The organism is Curvibacter sp. GW821-FHT01G03, assembly GCF_059422285.1.
In genome coordinates this window covers 38,725-56,247 of sequence record NZ_JBWKWP010000003.1, presented here as the reverse complement: position 1 = coordinate 56,247, position 17,523 = coordinate 38,725, and the positions used below count along the sequence as shown (strand labels likewise).

Here is a 17,523-nt window from a genome sequence, read left to right as displayed (position 1 = left end):
GGCCTTGGCGGCACTCAAGCCGAATCTTCAGGCTGGCGCTGGCGTCGGTCTTCGGCGTTGCGCTGCTGGATGTTGCGGCGCGCCTGCTCCCAGTCATCGTCAGTCCAACTGGCCATGCGGGCAAAGTTGCCGCCGGTGGCCTGGAACTGGGCGCCGTCGATGGCAATCGTCTGCCCCGTCAGGTACTCAGACCCCGGGCCCAGCAAGAAGACCGCCAGATTGGCCAGCTCGGGCATGCGGCCGGTGCGGCCCATGGGATTGCCCACCGCCTGGTGCTCGCCGCCCTGGGGGTTGAGCCTGGCGCTCATGCCTTCGGTGGGGAACAGGCCTGGCGCGATGGCGTTGAAGCGGATGCCGCGCCCGCCCCACTCCACCGCCAGCGATTGGGTCATGGCATGTATCCCGGCCTTGGCCATGGCCGAGGGCACGGTGTAGGGCGATCCGTTCCAGACCCAGGTGGTGAGGATGGACAGCACCGAAGCCTTCTGCCCTGCCGCCAGCCAGCGTTTGCCGCACTCCAGCGTGAGCACGAAGCTGCCGCGGAACACGATGCTGGCAATGGCATCGAAGGCGCGCGGGGACAGGTCTTCGGTGCGGCTGACGAAGTTGCCTGCCGCGTTGTTGAGCAGCCCGGTGAGCGCGCCGCCGTCATCCCAGATCTGCTGCACCATGGCCGCGATGGCCGCCTCGTCACGGATGTCGCACACCAGGGGCACGACACGGCCTCCGTGGGCCGCCATCAACTCGTGGGCCGTGGCTTCCAGTACGCTGCCGCGGCGCCCGCAGAGGTAGAGCTCGGCGCCCAGGATCAGCAGCGCCTCGGCCATGACGCGGCCCAGGCCGGTGCCGCCACCGCTGACGAGAATGCGTTGGCCGGCCATGAGGCCAGGTTGGTAGATCAGGTCGTCCAGGGTCATGAGCAGGCTCCGAGGGTTGGCAGGGTCGGGTCAGCGTTCGCTGTAACGTGGTGCGCGTCGGCCCAGAAAGGCCGCAATGCCTTCCTGAAAGTCGTCGGTCTGGCTGCACAGGATCTGGTTGCGGTCTTCCAGCGCCACCACGGCGTCCAGGCCGGCGGCGTCCACCGCGTGCCCCAGCGCGTCCTTGGTCAGGCGCAGGCCCAGGGGGCTGGCACGCAGCATGTCGTCGGCCAGCGCCTGTGCCTCTGCCTGCAACTCGGGCCCCGGCGCCACAGTGCTGACCAAGCCCAGGGCCTGGGCTCGGGCCGCGTCCATGAAGCGCCCGGTGAGCAGGTAGTGCGCGGCCACCGAACTGCCCACCATGCGGGGCAGAAAGTAGCTGACACCGACATCGCAGGCCGACAGGCCGATGCGAATGAAGGCCGCATTGAAGCGAGCATCAGGGGTGGCCAGGCGAATGTCGGAGGCCAGTGCCAAGGCAAAGCCGCCGCCGCTGGCCGCCCCTTGCACCAGGCTGATGATGGGCTGCGGGCAACGCCGCATGGCGATCATGATGTCGCGCAGGTCGCGCTGGACCGCCAGCATGCCCGGCACCCCCAGGGCACGGGCATCGGGGGCCTCTTTCAGGTCCAGGCCGCTGCAAAAGGCGGTACCAGCGCCTTGCAGCACCACCACCCGCAGTTCAGTGCGGCGATACAAGGCCTGAAAGTAGGCCAGCAGGGCTTGCACCAGCGCAGGGTTGAGGGCGTTGAGGCGCTCGGGCCGGTTCAGCGTGAGCCAGGCCACGGCGCCTTCTTCGCGCACCAGCAAAACGGCCTCAGGCACGGGGGCCTCCGGGGGGCAGAACGGCCTTCAGGGCGGGCCCATCAAGGCCCCACCGACGCAACAGCTCGCTGGCTGCGGGGGCCGACCGGGTGCCAGGCTGCTCGGGGACGCTGCGGCTGAAGCGTGGCGCCGGTGCGGGCTGGGTCAGGCCCTGGGCCGTCACAAAGGTGCCGCGGGCCTGGTTGTGGGGGTGCTGAGGGGCTTCGTCCCAGTCCAGCACGGGGGCAAAGCAGGCGTCGCTGCCCTCGAGCAGGGCACACCACTCGTCTCGCGTGCGGGTGCGGAACACATCGGCCAGCCGCAGCTTGAGCAGAGGCCAGGCCGCAGGGTCCATCTGGGCATCGAAGGCCGGGTCGTCGGCGATGCCGCAGCGCTCGCGCAGCAGGGCATAGAACTGCGGCTCGATGGCGCCGATGGCGACGTAGCGCCCGTCGGCACAGGCATAGGTGTCGTAGAAGTGGGCCCCCCCGTCAAGCAGGTTTTCGCCGCGCTGGTTGCTCCAGCGACCGGCCGCCTTGAAGCCGTACATCATGGCGGACAGCAGGGCGGCGCCATCGGTCATGGCCGCGTCGATCACCTGGCCCTGGCCCGAGCGCTGCGCCTCGTACAGCGCACTGAGCACGCCAAAGGCGAGCAGCATGGCACCGCCCCCGAAATCACCCACCAGATTGAGCGGCGGCACCGGCCCCTCGCCGCTGCGGCCGATGGCATGCAGGGCCCCGCTGAGGGCGATGTAGTTGATGTCGTGCCCCGCAGCCTGGGCCAGTGGGCCGTGCTGGCCCCAGCCGGTCATGCGGCCATAGACCAGGCGCGGGTTGCGTTGCAGGCAGGGCTCGGGCCCCAGGCCCAGGCGCTCCATGACACCCGGGCGAAAGCCCTCGATCAGCACATCGGCCCGCTCGATCAGACTGAGCACTGGGTCTGCCGCCCCGGCGGCGCGCAAATCCAGCGCGAGGTGGGTGCGGCCCCGGGCTAGGATGTCGTGCGGCGTGTGTGGTGTGCCCGGGCGCTCGATGCGCAACACCTCGGCCCCCATGTCGGCCAGCAACATGGCACAAAAAGGCCCCGGCCCCAGACCGGCCATCTCGATCACCTTGAGCCCTTGCAGTGGACCGGCCATGTGCGTCTCCTGCCGCCACAGCGGCGGCTGTTGTTGTCGCCATGATGGTTCAGCCACGGTTGCGCTGGCATCGTCGGAACAGACGAAACTGCGGCAACGGTGATGGCGGTTCAGCAGCGCCTCAACGGCGCTTGCGACCCAGCTTAGGGGTCAGGCCCGGGAGCTTCTGGGCTTCGGATTTCAGGCGACGCTCCAGCTTCTTGGCATCTTCAGCGGCCGGCAAGTCCTCGGGCACGATGTCGCGCTGGGTCAGCAGTTTTCGCACATCGCGGTTGTTCTTGATGTGCTCGCGGCTGATGCCGGACTCGCCGTGCAGGTCCTGTTGCTTGACCTGGGTGTTGGTGATTTCGTTGGCGAAGTCCTTGGCTTTGATGGTGATGGTAGGGAGAAAATCGGCCAGGGGCCGGCTGTCAGGCACCGCCAAGCGCTGCTTCATGTCGTGGGTACTCAGGCCGCCGAACAAGGCCGCATCGCCTCGGCTGAGAATGCGACTGAAGCCGGGGCTGTCGATGCCGCGCTCGAACAGGACGCCCGACAACTCCTTTTGCGAGAGCGTCAGCTTCTCGCGGGCGCGAAGGCGTTCCCATTCGGCCATTCGAACCTCAATCAGTTCCTGCTTTCGGGTTTGTACCGCAAAGTAGGTCATGGCAAAGGCGACAGCATCCTTGCGTGGATCGCCATTCTGGGCGATGAGGTAGCAGGCATAGCGGGTCAGCGCGATGTCACTCACTTCGCGCTCAGCTGTCTTGCCGACTTCGATCATCTTGTTGACGTCAACAAAATGATCGGACACAGCTTGTCCAGCGTTTTGGGAAGCCACCTTGGCCTTGTCGATCACGAGCTCGAAATTGCGCCATTCCTTGTAGCCAAGCAGGGTCTGCAGCTCTCTGGCCAGCCAATACTCCACGTCGTCTTTCCGACGCGCACAGTCCTCAAAGTTCTTGTGAAGTTGGTGAATGACTTCCTTTTTCATGGGGGCTCCCTGGCATGAGGGCGGGTGCCCTCGGTTTGGAAAGCCCCATGGTGATGCGCCAGCGGCTGGCCCCTCGGGGCCAGCAGGCTGAGCGTAGGCGCTGGCGGGTCAAGCGGGTCAGGCCGCGCGCACCTCGATGCCTTTGAACTGGCCGGCCTGCGGTCCGCCTTGCGGGCGCGGGTAGCGCTGTGGATCCAGGCGGTGCAGCAGTTCGGCCTCGCGGCGGCGGGCGCGCTCAACATTGCGCGCCTTGACGTGGCCAAAGCCACGCATGGACAGCGGCAGGGCAAGCAGCTCCAGCGCCAAGGGCAGTCGCTCGGCGTTGATCAGGGGCAGCAGTTCATGCACCCGGGCCTCGTAGGCCTGGATGAGTGCGCGCTCCATGCGGCGCTCGGCTGTGTACCCGAACACGTCGAGCGGGGTGCCGCGCAAAGCCTTGCCCCGCGCCAGCAGGCGCATGGCGGGCAACATCCAGGCGCCGAGTCGCAGCTTGGCCGGGGGCTGACCGTTGCGCCCCCGCGCCAGCAGCGGTGGGGCCATGTGGAACGCCAGCTGCAACTCACCCTCGAACTGCTGGGCCAGAGCCTCTCGAAAGGCGGGCGTGCTGTAAAGGCGGGCCACTTCGTACTCGTCTTTGTAGGCCATGAGCTTGAGCGCGCTGCGTGCCACCGTCTGGCTCAGGGCACCGCCTGGGGACAAGCCCAGGGCCTGCTCGCGTGCCAGCACGGCTTGCACGAGTTCATCGTGCCGACGGGCATAGGCTGCATTCTGGTAGGCACCAAGCAGCTCACCCGCCTGCCGACGCAAGGCCTCCAGATCGCCCGGCACCTGCAGGGCCGAACCCTGTGCCGGGGCTTCCAGCAGGCTTTGGCACAGCTCGGGTCGGGCCGCCGCCAGGCGCCCCAAGGAGAAGGCCAGCAGGTTGGTGGGCACGGCCACGCCATTGAGCTCAATGGCGCGCAGCATGGCGGCCAGGCTCAAGGGCACCAGCCCGCGTTGCCAGGCATAGCCCATGGCCAGGATGTTGGCGACGATGGTGTCGCCCAGAAAATCTTCGGCCAGGGCTTGAGCGTCAAAGGTTTCGAGCTGGCCCGGACCGGCCGCGAACTCCAACTTGTCGATCAGCTGATCGACCTGCAGGCTGGCGTCGGGGTTGCGAATGGATTCGGCCACAGGCACTTCGTGGGTGTTGACCAGCAGCCGGGTGCGGCCGCGGCGCACGGTCTGCAAGGCTTCGGGTGAGGCCGCCACGACGATGTCGCAGGCCAGCACGGCATCGGCCTGCTGGGTATCGATGCGCACCTGGTTCAGGCGCTCGGGCACATCGGCCAGGCGCACAAAGGAAAGCACCGAACCACCCTTCTGCGCAAAGCCCATGAAGTCGAGCACGCTGGCGCTCTTGCCCTCGAGGTGGGCGGCCATGGCGATCACGGCGCCCACGGTGACCACGCCCGTGCCCCCCACACCGGTGACCAGCAGGTCGTAGGGGGCCTCCCACACATGGGCCGTGGGGTGCGGCAGTGCGGCGACATGCTGCTCGAAGGCTGCCGAGGCGGTCTGCAAGGCCCCCATCTTGCGGCGAGGCTGGCCGCCGCTGACGCTGACAAAACTGGGGCAGAAGCCCTTGGCACAGGAATAGTCCTTGTTGCAGCTGCTCTGGTCGATGCGGCGCTTGCGGCCCATCGAGGTTTCGTGGGGCAACACGGCCACGCAGTTGCTCTGGGCCGAGCAGTCGCCACAGCCTTCGCAGACGGCGTCATAGATGAAGAGTCGACGCGACGGGTCAGCCAGTTGGCCCTTCTTGCGACGCCGACGCTTTTCAGCGGCGCAGGTCTGCTCGTAGATCAGCACGGTGACACCAGGCACCTCGCGCAGGCGGCGCTGCACCGCGTCGAGCTGGCTGCGGTCATGGAACTCGGTCCCGGTCGGAAACCGATCGCGCTGCGCGGCATATTTGTCGATGTCGTCAGACAGCACCACCACCTGCTTCACGCCCTCGCTTTCGACCTGGCGGGCAATGGCGTCGACGCTGATCACGCCATCCACGGGCTGCCCTCCGGTCATGGCCACAGCATCGTTGAACAGGATCTTGTAGGTCAGGGTGGCCTGGGCGGCCACAGCCTGCCGGATCGCCAGATAGCCCGAGTGGTAGTAAGTACCGTCCCCCAGGTTCTGGAACACATGAGGCGTGCGCGTGAACATCGAGTGCGAGACCCAGTCCACCCCCTCGCCCCCCATCTGGATCAGGCCGGCGGTGTCGCGCTCCATCCAGTTGGCCATGAAGTGGCAGCCGATGCCGGCCCGTGCGGTCGATCCCTCGGGCACCACGGTCGAGGTGTTGTGCGGACAGCCTGCGCAGAAGTAGGGCAGGCGCTTGACACTGTCGGCACTGTTGGCCAACAACGGTGCGGGCACAAAGTCGACCACATGGCGGCGATGATCGTTGAAGGTGCTGTTGTCCGGAAAATGACGCAGCAGCCAGTCGGCCATCAGCTCGATCAGGCGCGAGGGCCGCAGTTCACCCAGGGCCGAGACCAGGGGCCGGCCTTGTGCGTCGTGCTTGCCGACCAGGGCCGGGCGGGTTTCGGGCGGGGCGTTGTAGAACAGCTCGCGCAGTTGCTGCTCGACCACCGCCCCTTTTTCCTCGATCACCAGGATCTCGCGCAGGCCCTGGGCAAAGGCACGCACCCGGGTGGTCTCGATCGGAAACGACAAGCCCACCTTGTACAGTCGCACACCAGCCGTCGCGAGCATGGCCGGGCTGATTTCCAGGCGGCGCAGCACTTCCATGAGGTCGTAATGGGCCTTGCCACAAGTGATGATGCCGACCTGGGCATGGGGCGACTCGATGATGTGGCGGTCAATGCTGTTGACCTGGGCGAAAGCCGCCACCGCGGCCAGCTTGTCGGCCAGCCGCGACTCGATGCGCAGCGAGGGCAGATCAGGCCAGCGGTAATGCAGACCGTCGGCTGGGGGCTGGTGGCCGGTGAGGGTGCGCACCGTCTCGGCACCCTGCCACTTTGCCACGCGGGCGTTGACCTCATCGAGGTTGACCGTGGCCCCGCTTTCAACCACCTCGGACAAGGCGGTCAGCCCGACCCAGTTACCGCTGTAGCGCGACAGGGCCCAGCCATACAGGCCAAACTCCAGGTATTCCGCCACATTGGCCGGCGAGACCACGGGCATGTGAAATGCCTGCATCAGTTGATCGCTCTGGTGCGGCATCGAGGACGACACACAGCCGTGGTCGTCCCCAGCCACCACCAGCACGCCGCCACGCGGTGACGAGCCATAGGCATTGCCGTGCTTGAGCGCATCGGCGGCGCGGTCAACGCCCGGTCCCTTGCCGTACCACATGGCGTAGACGGCATCGACGGTGCGCTCGGGGTCAGACTCGACGCGCTGGGTGCCGAGCACCTGGGTGGCACCCAGTTCCTCGTTGACGGCAGGCACGAAGCGAACGCCATGATCGGAGAATTTTTTTCCGACTTTCCAGATCGCCTGGTCGAGCATGCCCAGCGGCGAGCCACGGTAGCCACTGACAAAACCCTGGGTGTTCAGGCCCTGGGCCGCATCGCGGTTGCGCTGCATCAGCAGCAGACGCACCAGGGCCTGGGTGCCGGTGAGAAAGACCTGCCCGCGCTCGGCCCAGAGGTTGTCGGACAGTTTGAAATCAGGGCGCAACACAGGGGCTGGCGGCGCCATCAGGGGGGTGGATGTCTCCATGTTCTTCTCGCGCCCCGCAGGGCTTTGGGGAAGCCATGAGCTTGCCGGAGACGCGTGAGAATTTGATTCTTAGTTTTTGGTCAATTGCGCAGATTCGAGAATTTCATTCCTAAAATCAGTCATGCATGAGAATTTCACACTTGATGCCGCCAGCCTGCTGATTCTGCAGGAACTGCAACGCGACTCGCGCCAGACCGTGCAGCAGATCGCCACCAAGGTCGGCCTGTCAACCACGCCGTGCTGGAAGCGCATCAAGGAGCTGGAGGCGGCCGGGGTGATCCGGGGCTACACAGCCCTGGTAGACCGCAGCAAGGTGGGCCTGAACCTGCTGGTGGTGGTGGAGGTGAACCTGAGCCAGCACACCGAGACCACGGTTCGCCAGTTCGAACGCGAGGTGGCGGTCTCGCCCCACATCGTGCGCTGCCTGAGCACGACCGGGCAGGCCGACTACATCCTGACCGTGATGGCGCGCGATGTGGCGCACTACGAGCAACTCTTGCACGGCACCATCTTCAGACTGCCAGGGGTGTCGCAGGTGCGCTCCAGCATCGTGCTCAACGAGGTCAAGTCGGAGGTGCGGCTACCGGTGGGCGAGGCCTGATGACCCCTGACGCCCGGCGCCAAACGGAGCAGAATCAGGCCTCCATCAGGCTGTTACCCCATGACTCTCGCCCCCTTCACCCCCGACATCACCCCCTACCTGGGTCAGTTGATCGGCTTTCGCCGCGACTTGCATGCCCACCCCGAGCTGAAATACGAAGAGCAGCGCACCGCCGCCCGTGTGGCGGCCTACCTGGAGGCCCTGGGCCTGCCGGTGCACCGGGGCCTGGCGCAGACCGGGGTGGTGGCCACGCTGCACGGCCGTGGCCGCAACGCCGCCAACCCAGGGCCGGCGGTGGGCCTGCGCGCCGACATGGACGCGCTGCCGGTGCAGGAGCTCAACACCTTCGGCCACGCCAGCCAGCATGAGGGCCGCATGCACGCCTGTGGTCACGATGGCCACACCACCATGCTGCTGGGGGCGGCCACCTTGCTGGCACGGCAAGCCGACTTTGACGGCACCGTGCACTTCATCTTCCAGCCCGGGGAGGAAGGCGGTGCCGGCGCCCGGGCCATGATGCAGGAGGGCCTGTTCGAGCGCTTTCCGATGCAGGCCGTGTTTGCACTGCACAACTGGCCCGCCCTGCCAGCCGGCCAGATGGGTGTGCGGGTGGGGCCCATCATGGCCTCGGCCAACCGCTTCGAGGTCCGCGTGACGGGGCGTGGCGGCCACGCTGCCCAGCCGCACGCTGCGTTGGACCCGATCCCGGTGGCCTGCGCCATCGTGGGCCAGTTGCAGTTGCTGGTGTCACGCCAGACCGACCCGCTGGACAGTGCGGTACTCACGGTCGGCAAGATCGAAGGCGGCACAGTGGAGAACATCATTCCCGACGAGGCCGCCCTGTACGGCACCTGCCGCACCCTGCAGCCCGAGACGCTGGAACGGCTGGTGGCGGGCATCGAACGCATCGCCACCCACGTGGCCGAAGCCCATGGCTGCACCGCGCGCGTGATCATCAAGCCCGGCTACCCCTGCACCGTGAACCACGCCCGCGAGGCCCGCTTCATGGGCGAGGTGATGGCTGAGGTGGTCGGCCCGCAGCAGGCCCACACCGACGTGCTGCCAGCAATGACCGCCGAAGATTTCGGCTTCATGCTGGAGCAGGTGCCCGGCGCCTACGGCTGGATCGGCAACGCAGCCATTGGCCAGACCGGTGTGAACCTGCACGCCGCGCATTACGACTTCAATGACGACATCCTGGGGCTGGGCGCCACGTTCTGGGACCGGCTGGCACGCCAATGGTTTGCCCGTGGCATGGGCCGCGCTTGAAATACCGGGCCAGGCCTGACGATTCAACGCACCGGTGACGGCGCCAGCGGTTCGAGCGCCTGCCGCCCCAGCAGGGCCAGGCCTTCGGCCACGCCGCGCAGACGCAGACTCAGCGCCTGGCTGAGCAGCGACGCCAAGACGGCCTCGGCCTGGGGCCGGGCCACCACGTCTTTCACCAAGGCCCACAGGGTGAGCACGCCGCGCTCGGTCTCGACCAGGGTCAAAGGGGCGGCTTCGGCCCAGTCACCGCCGCCCTGCAGGGCTTCGGCCAGGCCTTGCTGAGTCAGCAAAATGGCCGTGGCCCGGATCGAGCCATCGTCCACCGTGGCCTTGAGACGGGGTGCGGTGTCTGGGGCTGGATGGAAGCGGCCCCCCGACGGGGTACTGGGATCTTGCAGATGCGGGATGCGCATGGTGTCTCCGGGTTCAGTGCGGCGCTTCGGCGCCAGGCCGAGCCAGCGGGGTGCACCCAAGGGCCAAAACAGTGCGCGACGCCCCCCGCCAAGCGGAAGCACCGGGATCCGTTTCACTTAAAAAACATTGTCTTAGATTTGCACTCATCACAGTCATCTCAAGCAAGGCACATGCCTGGGTTGTCTCCTGACACAGCTTCCCATGATCAACAGGAGGCGAGACCTCTTGCTGATCAGGGTCAAGCACAGCACTCAAGTCGGGCCTATGCTGCGTTCTTTTCGGTGCCCCGCCACCCAAGGAATACCCATGGACACTGCTGTCACCGCCACCGCCGCAGCGCTCGCCCCTCAAAGCATCACCACCGAGGTGCTGCAGGAAAAATACTGTCAGGCAGAACTGGGTGAAACCTCGGCCGGCCAGGTGTTCGAGCGCGTGGCGCGGGCGGTGGCCTCGGTCGAGCCCACCCCCGAATTGCGCGCCGAGATGGGCGAGAAGTTCCGACTCAACATGTTGGCCGGGGCCATTGGCGCCGGGCGCATCATGGCGTCGGCCGGCGCGGGCCACAACGCCACCTTCATCAACTGCTTTGTGCAACCCGTGGGCGATGCGGCGGTCGGCTACGACGAAGATGGCGTGCCTGGCATCTACACGGCGCTGTCGCAGGCCAGCGAAACCCTGCGCCGCGGTGGCGGTGTGGGTTACAACTTTTCGGCGATTCGCCCGAAAGGCGCCTTGGTGAAAGGCACAAACTCCGACGCGTCCGGCCCCTGCACCTTCATGGATGTGTTCGACGCCTCGTGCCGCACGGTGATGGCGGCGGGCTCGCGGCGGGGCGCGCAGATGGGCATCCTGAACATCGACCACCCCGACGTGCAGGAGTTCATCGAAGCCAAGCGCACCAAGGGGCGCTGGAACAACTTCAATGTGTCGGTGGGGGTGACCAAGGCCTTCATGCAGGCACTGGCCGCGCAAGGCCAGGTGCAGTTGGTGCACAAGGCGCGCCCGACACGGGCCCTGATCGAGCGAGGCGCCTTTCAACGCGACGATGGCCTGTGGGTGTACCAGGAGGTGAGTGCCAGCGCCTTGTGGGACCGCGTGATGCGCTCGGCCTACGACTACGCCGAGCCGGGCATCATTTTTCTCGATCGGGTCAACGAAGACAACAACCTGCGCTACTGCGAAGAGATCGTCGCCACCAATCCCTGCGGCGAACAGCCGCTGTGTGCCTATGGCTGTTGCGATCTGGGCCCAATCATCCTGCCGAGCTTCGTGCAGCAGCCCTTCACGCCGGCGGCGCGCTTCGATGAAGCCGGCTTCGTCGCCTCGGTGCGACTGCAGGTGCGCTTTCTCGACAACGTGCTGGATGCCACGCCCTGGCCGCTGAAAGAGCAACAGGAACAGGCCATGGCCAAACGGCGCATCGGCGTGGGCTTCACCGGCATGGGCAATGCCCTGGCCATGCTGAACCTGCGCTACGACAGCGAGGCCGGCCGACGTCAGGCCGCCCACATCGCCGAGTTGATGCGTGACGCGGCCTACGCCGCCTCGATCGACCTGGCGATCGAACGCGGGCCGTTCCCGGCCCTGCAGGCCGAGGCCTATCTGGCGCCCGGTACCTTTGCATCGCGCCTGCCCGAGGCCCTGAAGGCACGCATCCGCGAGCACGGCATCCGCAACAGCCACCTGCTGTCGATCGCCCCCACCGGCACCGTGAGCCTGGCCTTTGCCGACAACGCCAGCAACGGCATCGAGCCGCCTTTCTCGCTCGCCTACACGCGCAACAAGCGCACCCCAGAAGGCGGCACCCAGGCCTTTGCCGTGGAGGACCACGGCCTGCGGGTTTTTCTGGGCACGCTGGAGCCGGCCTTTGGCAATGCCGTGCTGGACGCCGTGTGCCGCTATCAGGATGAGTTCAGCCACGAAGGCCAGCGCCTGCGCGTGAGCCAGGTGCTGCCCAACTCGATGGTGACCGCGCTGGCCATGTCCTGCGATGAGCACCTGGCGATGATGGGCGCGGTGCAGCCCTTCATCGACACGGCCATCAGCAAGACCGTCAACGTACCGGCCGACTACCCGTTCGAGGACTTCAAACAGCTGTACCTGCGCGCCCATGCCTATGGCCTGAAGGGGTGTGCCACCTACCGCCCCAACGACACCCTGGGCGCGGTGCTGGAAGTGCCTGCCACCGCAGCGGCCGGCGCCAACCCCCCCGGCGCCAGCCCCAGCCCCGCGCCGGCCCCGCTGGACATGGACCCGCTGCGCATCAGCATCGAAAAGCGCCCCGAAGGTGAGACCCCGGCGGTGACCGAGAAACTGGTCTACCACACCTCCGAAGGCCAGAAGTCGCTGTACCTGGTGGTGTCTTTCGTGAGCGTGGAAGGCTTTCTGGATGGCCAAAGGGTAACGGTGGAGCGCCCGCTGGAGGTGTTCATCCCGGCGGGCCAGAACGACGAGGCCCAGCAATGGGTGACCGCTGTGGCCCGGGTACTGTCGCTGACGGCCCGCGATGGGCGACTGCCCAAGGCGCTGGCCGATCTGCGCAAGGTGACCTGGGACAAAGGCCCCGTGCGCTCGGGCTACTACCGCAAGGCCGACGGCACCCGTGTGCCACGCTTTCACAGCTCGGAAGTGGCGGCCATCGCCTACGCGGTGCAACAGATCCTGTACCGACGTGGCTTTCTCGACGACGAAGGCCGGGTGATCCCGGCGCTGCGCCAACAGGCGTCGCGGGCTGCGGCCCCGGGCCAGGCCCCAGCGCCGGCGCCAGGCGAACCCGCCATGCTGCCGCACATGGAGGTCACGCCGGGCAAGCCCTGCCCCGAATGTGGCGCCCATGCGTTGGTCAAGAAGGACGGCTGCGAGTTCTGCACCCATTGCGGCTACCTCGGCTCTTGCGGTTGACGACGATGAGCCCGCTCAAGGCCGTTCTGCGTCCTGCAGGCCAGCCTGGTAGCGGCAACGAAGTTCGGTGATGCGCACACCCTGTGGCGCACTCTCCAGCGACTGCGCCTTGGGCTCCAGCCCGCCCCAGCGGTTGCGCACCTGGTCGATCTGGTAAGTGCGATCCCAATGGGGCCCCAGGCCGCGCGCCATGCAGCGTTGCACATCGGCATAACGCTGGGCCAGATCGCCGTCTTCGGCATGGGCCTGGCCCAAGGGCAGCAACAAAGGAGACAGCAGGAGGATGGGGAGAAGAAGGCGCAGCAGCATCGGTCAAGAACAAAGAGGAACAAACGACAGAAGCCCCGCCGTGAAACGACGGGGCCGAACCGGATCGACAGGAACCCATCCGGGCAGGCTCACTGTGAGCGATGCCGTCTGAGTTGGTTCCGTGCTGAACACTTGCCCAGTGAAGAACTTGGATGCGTCAGACTCTCTCAGAGCCTGACGCGCCCGCACTCACTTGATCGAGGCACCGCTGTTCACACTGGCCTTGGCGGCCTTGGAGTGCACGGTCTTGTGCCCTGCCTTGGCATGCAGGGGGGTGGGCGACTTGGCCTTGGCGCTCGGTGCCGGCGCCGCTTGGGTGGGGCTCACCTTGTCCGATGCGGAAGGTGTGGCAGCAGGGCCCACGGTGCTGGCCACCGCAGGCTTGACCTCAACGGGTTTCACCCCTGCCGCAGAAGCCGCGACCGCCGGTGTGACCGGGGTGGCGGCAGTGGCGGCCGCCGGGGCCTGGGCCCAGGCGCCCATGGAGACGCAAACAGACAGCACGGCGGCGGGAAGGATGGCGAACAGCTTGTTCATGGCAAAGCCCTTTTCTCTCGTTGAGCCCCAGGCAAAAGGCCTGGTTGCTACCTTTAACGCCCCGGTTTCAACCGTCGATGACCTCTCGTGCGCCAAGTTGTAACTGTCAGTTTCCCGCTCGGGCGCTTCAAATCGGCAGGGGCTGGCGAAACCCCACGTTGAGCAGGTTCCAGGCGGCGATGGTGGCGATGGCAAAGCCCAACTCAGCCATCTCGGCAGGTGAGAACTGCTGAGCCAGGCGGTCAAATTCGGCATCGCTGGCATCGCCATTCGGGGTGGCGTTGATGATCTCCGCCCAGCGCAGCGCGGCGCGTTCACGCTCGCTGAAAAAAGGCGCCTCGTGCCAGCCGGCCACCGCATTGAGTTCGCGCGGCGTCACGCCCTGGCGCAGCAGATCCTGTCCATGCATGTCGATGCAGTAGGCGCAGCCATTGAGCTGCGACACACGCAGCCACACCAGGTCGATCAGCCGCTCGCCCAGGCGGCCTTTCTTCAGGGTTTGAGACAGGTCGAGCAGGCTTTGAAAGGCCTTGGGGGCCAGTTGGATGTAGGGGACACGGGCAGCAGGGGTCTGCATGGCATGGGCTTTCTGTTCAGTTCGGAGGCCACCCGATGCGGCCTCTCCCCTGTTAGACGCCCGGGGCTGGCCACTTGTGACAACACGCCTCAAGCCTGCAAGGCAATGCCCGCCAACTTGTCAGGGTTGCGCACCACATACACCGCCACGATGCGCTCGCCATCCAACACAAAGGCCTGGGCTGATTCAAGCTGCCCACCCACATAGCGCAACAGCCCCGGCTCGCCATTGACAAGCACCTGTCGATAACGGATCTGGTCCCCCAGCCGGCGCGCCACGGCCCAGTACAGATTCGTGACACGGAAAGCACCGCGCAGCACGTGCGCAACCGATGCCACGCGACCGCCGCCGTCGCCCATCAGTTCCACATCGTCGGCAAGCAAAGCCTGCAGGCTGGCGCGATCGCCCTTCTGGGCCGCTTGCATGAAGCGGGCAAGCAAGGCGCGGTGACGCGCCCGGGGCACCGTGAACCGCGGCGGCGGCCCACCGTGGGGCTGCTTCACGCGCAGGCCCGCTCGGTGCACCAATTGACGGCAGGCCGCCTCACTCTTGCCCAGGGTGGCAGCGATGTCAGCGTAATCGTGATCAAACACCTGGCGCAGCAAAAAGGCCGCCCGCTCCTCGGGCGACAGTTGCTCCAGGACCCGCAGCAAGGCCATCGACAGATCGTCAGCCAACTCGGCCACGGCCTCGGGTCCCTGATCGTCCACGGCCACCAGGGGCTCGGGCAGCCAGAAGCCCACATAGGCCTCGCGCTCGGCCTTGGCCGCACGCAGGCGGTCGATGGACAGACGCGTCACCACCGTCACCAGCCAGGCCTCGCCCGATTGAAGTGCGGCCCGATCCGTGCGATGCCAGCGCAACCAGGCTTCCTGCAGCACATCGTCAGCGTCGGCACGCGTGCCCAGCATGCGATAGGCCATGCCAAAGAGCCGCGGCCGCAAAGCCACAAAGGTGTCGGTATCGGCGTCAGACACTGGAAAAAGGGAGGGGCAAGTGCGAAGACAGGTCATGGTAGTCCCTAGACGGCCCAAACCCTGGCCTTGTGACAGATGACCACCACCACGTTCGATCTTTGCCGCAAGGCGATGCAGCAAACAGCCCAGAAACGAAAAAGCCCTTGAAGATCAAGGGCTTGAACGTGTTTGGTGCGGCTGGCGGGGATCGAACCCACGACCCTTGGCTTCGGAGGCCAATACTCTATCCACTGAGCTACAGCCGCGTGCCTGATGACAGGCAAACGATCCGCGGATTATGGCACGGGCCGGAGGGCTTGCGATGCAACGGCGCCAGCGCCATCAAGTGGCATTGCTGGGTTTCATGGCGCGGGATGGCTGAAGCCCAGGCCGGCCAGGTAGGTGTCCATGGCCTGCTGACCGATGGTCACCACGTCAAATTCTTCGGGTGACAACAGCCAGTTCTGGATCAAGCCATCAAGCAGCGCATGCAGGCCGATGACCGCGGCCTGCACCGGCAGGTGCAATGTCACCCCCCGCAATTGCGCTGCGGCCTGCAGGCTGCGGGTCATTTCAGCCAGGCAGTCGTTGCGGGCCTCCAGGTGCCGGCCCTTGATGGCCAGGGCCTCGCCCACGTACTCGACCTTGTAACTGGCCACCTCGAAAACCCGCTGGGTTGTGGGGTCTTGCGTCATCTTGCGCAACACGTCCAGGGTGGCGCGGCGCAGGTCGTCCAGCGGGTCTCGCCCGGGCTCACGCCCCATCTGCTGCAAAGCCTCCTCCATGGGCAGGGTGACGCGGTCCATCATGGCGTTGAACAGATCGGCCTTGTCCTTGAAGTGCCAATAGATGGCGCCGCGCGTGGTGCCTGCCGCCACGGCAATGTCATTCAGCGACGAGCGCGAAACCCCTTTTTCAGAGAACACGCGCTCGGCCGCGTCCAGCAGGCTGTGCCGGGTGGCAAGGGCATCTTCTTTGGTTCGGCGGGCCATGGCGTCTCCTGTTGTGGGTATGAATTGCAGCCCACATCATACATTCACGAATGTATGTATACTGCCCTTTCGTTTTTTACATGAACAAGACACAGTACGGGTTGACCCTAGCAAGTCTTACCCGATACCAACACACTCACACCGGAAAACGGACATGACCGAATCCCAACCTGCGGCAGTCGCCGCACCGCAGCGCCGGCCCTTGCTGAGCCGCCTGCCTCTCTTCATGACTGTGGGCACGCTGAGTGCCGTTCTTGCCGCTTGCGGTCCTTCGGGTGCGCAGGGAGGGGCCGGTGGCCCGGGTGGCGGCATGCCGCCCACCGAAGTGGGCGTGGTCACGGTCACCCCGGGCGTGGTGGGTTTGCAAACCGAGTTGCCGGGTCGCCTGGAGGCCTCGCGCGTGGCGCAGGTGCGGGCACGTGCGGCCGGCATCGTGCAAGAGCGCCTGTTCCGCGAAGGCAGCGACGTGAAGGCAGGCCAGCCCCTGTTCCAGATCGATGCAGCGCCCTACAAGGCCACCCATGACAGCGCCCTGGCCGCCGTGGCCAAGGCCGAAGCCACGCTGATGCAGGCCAGCGCCCAACTGACCCGTTACAAGCCGCTGGTGGAGGCCAATGCCATCAGCAAACAGGACTACGTGAACGCCGAAGCGGCACAGAAACAAGCCGAAGCCGACCTGGCCTCGGCCAAGGCGGCCCTGCAGACCGCCAAGATCAACCTGGGCTACACCACGGTGACGTCGCCGATCTCGGGCCGCATCGGCCGCGAGCTGGTGACCGTGGGGGCGCTGGTGGGCCAAAGCGAGGCGACACAGATGGCGCTGGTGCAACAGATCGACCCGCTGTATGTCAACTTCACGCAGTCGGCCGCCGAGGTGATGAAACTGCGCGATGCGCTGGCCAATGGCCAACTGAAGCGGGCACCTGGTGCCGAAGCGGCCAGCGTGCGCCTGGTGAAGGATGACGGCAGCGAGTTCCCCAAGGCCGGCAAGTTGCTGTTCTCGGACCTGACGGTGGACAGCACCAGCGGCCAGATCACGCTGCGTGCCGAGGTCCCCAACCCGGGCGGCCAGTTGCTGCCGGGCCTGTATGTGCGGGTGCGCCTGGAGCAGGCCCAGGCCAGCGATGCCATCACCCTGCCCCAGCAGGCGGTCACCCGCAGCGAAAAAGGTGACGTGGTGATGGTGGTCAGCCCCGAAGGCAAGGTCAGCCCGCGCCCGGTCAAGGTGGCAGCGGGCAAGGGCAACCAATGGGTGATCCTGGACGGCCTCAAGGCCGGCGAACAGGTGATGGTGGACGGCTTCCAGAAGCTGCGTGGCGATGCGCCCGTGAAGGCCGTGCCTTGGCAGGCACCGGGCAGCGCGGCCCCCGCCGCGGCCCCGGCCGCCAAGTCCTGAGGAGCCTGAT

The 17,523-nt window shown here is 66.3% G+C and carries 15 protein-coding genes and 1 tRNA gene; 4 read left to right on the top strand and 12 right to left on the bottom strand.

Annotated elements, in window-relative coordinates; translation table 11 throughout:
* Positions 1–14 precede the first annotated feature (14 nt).
* The 5 genes from AC07VS_RS04555 to AC07VS_RS04535 form a co-directional block, all read right to left on the bottom strand.
* Positions 15–917, bottom strand: coding sequence for an SDR family oxidoreductase (locus tag AC07VS_RS04555; RefSeq protein ID WP_492349629.1), 903 nt, complete (start codon positions 915–917; stop codon positions 15–17).
* A gap of 30 nt (positions 918–947) precedes the next feature.
* Positions 948–1,742, bottom strand: a complete 795-nt coding sequence (locus tag AC07VS_RS04550) for an enoyl-CoA hydratase/isomerase family protein (RefSeq protein ID WP_492349628.1) — start codon at positions 1,740–1,742, stop codon at positions 948–950.
* Complete coding sequence (locus tag AC07VS_RS04545) at positions 1,735–2,862, bottom strand: CaiB/BaiF CoA transferase family protein (RefSeq protein ID WP_494750295.1); 1,128 nt, start codon at positions 2,860–2,862, stop codon at positions 1,735–1,737. Before AC07VS_RS04545 ends, AC07VS_RS04550 begins: the two co-directional genes overlap by 8 nt.
* Before the next feature lie 121 nt (positions 2,863–2,983).
* On the bottom strand, positions 2,984–3,835 hold the full coding sequence (gene dinD, locus AC07VS_RS04540) for a DNA damage-inducible protein D (protein ID WP_492349626.1): 852 nt from the start codon (positions 3,833–3,835) through the stop codon (positions 2,984–2,986).
* Positions 3,836–3,952: 117 nt separating this feature from the next.
* Positions 3,953–7,561 (bottom strand): indolepyruvate ferredoxin oxidoreductase family protein, encoded by a 3,609-nt coding sequence (locus AC07VS_RS04535; protein WP_494658007.1) that lies wholly within the window; start codon positions 7,559–7,561, stop codon positions 3,953–3,955.
* A gap of 121 nt (positions 7,562–7,682) precedes the next feature.
* Here AC07VS_RS04535 and AC07VS_RS04530 point away from each other — a divergent pair, with 121 nt between their 5' ends.
* Positions 7,683–8,162, top strand: coding sequence for an Lrp/AsnC family transcriptional regulator (locus AC07VS_RS04530; protein ID WP_492349624.1), 480 nt, complete (start codon positions 7,683–7,685; stop codon positions 8,160–8,162).
* 60 nt (positions 8,163–8,222) lie between these two features.
* The gene (locus tag AC07VS_RS04525; protein WP_494750294.1) at positions 8,223–9,431 is read left to right on the top strand and encodes a M20 aminoacylase family protein; all 1,209 of its coding nucleotides are present in this window, start codon (positions 8,223–8,225) and stop codon (positions 9,429–9,431) included.
* A 23-nt stretch (positions 9,432–9,454) separates the two neighbouring features.
* On the opposite strand, the gene AC07VS_RS04520 is transcribed toward AC07VS_RS04525, so the two are convergent.
* On the bottom strand, positions 9,455–9,844 hold the full coding sequence (locus AC07VS_RS04520; RefSeq protein WP_492349622.1) for a hypothetical protein: 390 nt from the start codon (positions 9,842–9,844) through the stop codon (positions 9,455–9,457).
* 307 nt (positions 9,845–10,151) lie between these two features.
* On the opposite strand from AC07VS_RS04520, the gene AC07VS_RS04515 reads away from it, so the two are divergent.
* Complete coding sequence (locus AC07VS_RS04515) at positions 10,152–12,746, top strand: adenosylcobalamin-dependent ribonucleoside-diphosphate reductase (RefSeq protein WP_494750293.1); 2,595 nt, start codon at positions 10,152–10,154, stop codon at positions 12,744–12,746.
* A gap of 15 nt (positions 12,747–12,761) precedes the next feature.
* On the opposite strand, the gene AC07VS_RS04510 is transcribed toward AC07VS_RS04515, so the two are convergent.
* From AC07VS_RS04510 to AC07VS_RS04485, 6 genes are all read right to left on the bottom strand, one after another.
* Positions 12,762–13,055, bottom strand: coding sequence for a hypothetical protein (locus AC07VS_RS04510; RefSeq protein WP_494750292.1), 294 nt, complete (start codon positions 13,053–13,055; stop codon positions 12,762–12,764).
* Between the two features lie 189 nt (positions 13,056–13,244).
* Positions 13,245–13,592, bottom strand: a complete 348-nt coding sequence (locus AC07VS_RS04505) for a hypothetical protein (protein WP_494750291.1) — start codon at positions 13,590–13,592, stop codon at positions 13,245–13,247.
* Positions 13,593–13,719: 127 nt separating this feature from the next.
* Positions 13,720–14,169 (bottom strand): carboxymuconolactone decarboxylase family protein, encoded by a 450-nt coding sequence (locus AC07VS_RS04500; protein ID WP_492349618.1) that lies wholly within the window; start codon positions 14,167–14,169, stop codon positions 13,720–13,722.
* 89 nt (positions 14,170–14,258) lie between these two features.
* Positions 14,259–15,182, bottom strand: a complete 924-nt coding sequence (locus AC07VS_RS04495) for an RNA polymerase sigma-70 factor (protein ID WP_492349617.1) — start codon at positions 15,180–15,182, stop codon at positions 14,259–14,261.
* 133 nt (positions 15,183–15,315) lie between these two features.
* Positions 15,316–15,391: transfer RNA gene (locus AC07VS_RS04490), tRNA-Arg, on the bottom strand.
* 96 nt (positions 15,392–15,487) lie between these two features.
* Positions 15,488–16,117 carry a TetR family transcriptional regulator gene (locus tag AC07VS_RS04485; RefSeq protein ID WP_492349616.1) on the bottom strand — a complete coding sequence of 210 codons (630 nt, stop codon included), beginning with the start codon at positions 16,115–16,117 and terminating at the stop codon, positions 15,488–15,490.
* Positions 16,118–16,271: 154 nt separating this feature from the next.
* On the opposite strand from AC07VS_RS04485, the gene AC07VS_RS04480 reads away from it, so the two are divergent.
* Positions 16,272–17,513 carry an efflux RND transporter periplasmic adaptor subunit gene (locus tag AC07VS_RS04480; protein WP_492349615.1) on the top strand — a complete coding sequence of 414 codons (1,242 nt, stop codon included), beginning with the start codon at positions 16,272–16,274 and terminating at the stop codon, positions 17,511–17,513.
* Positions 17,514–17,523: the final 10 nt, after the last annotated feature.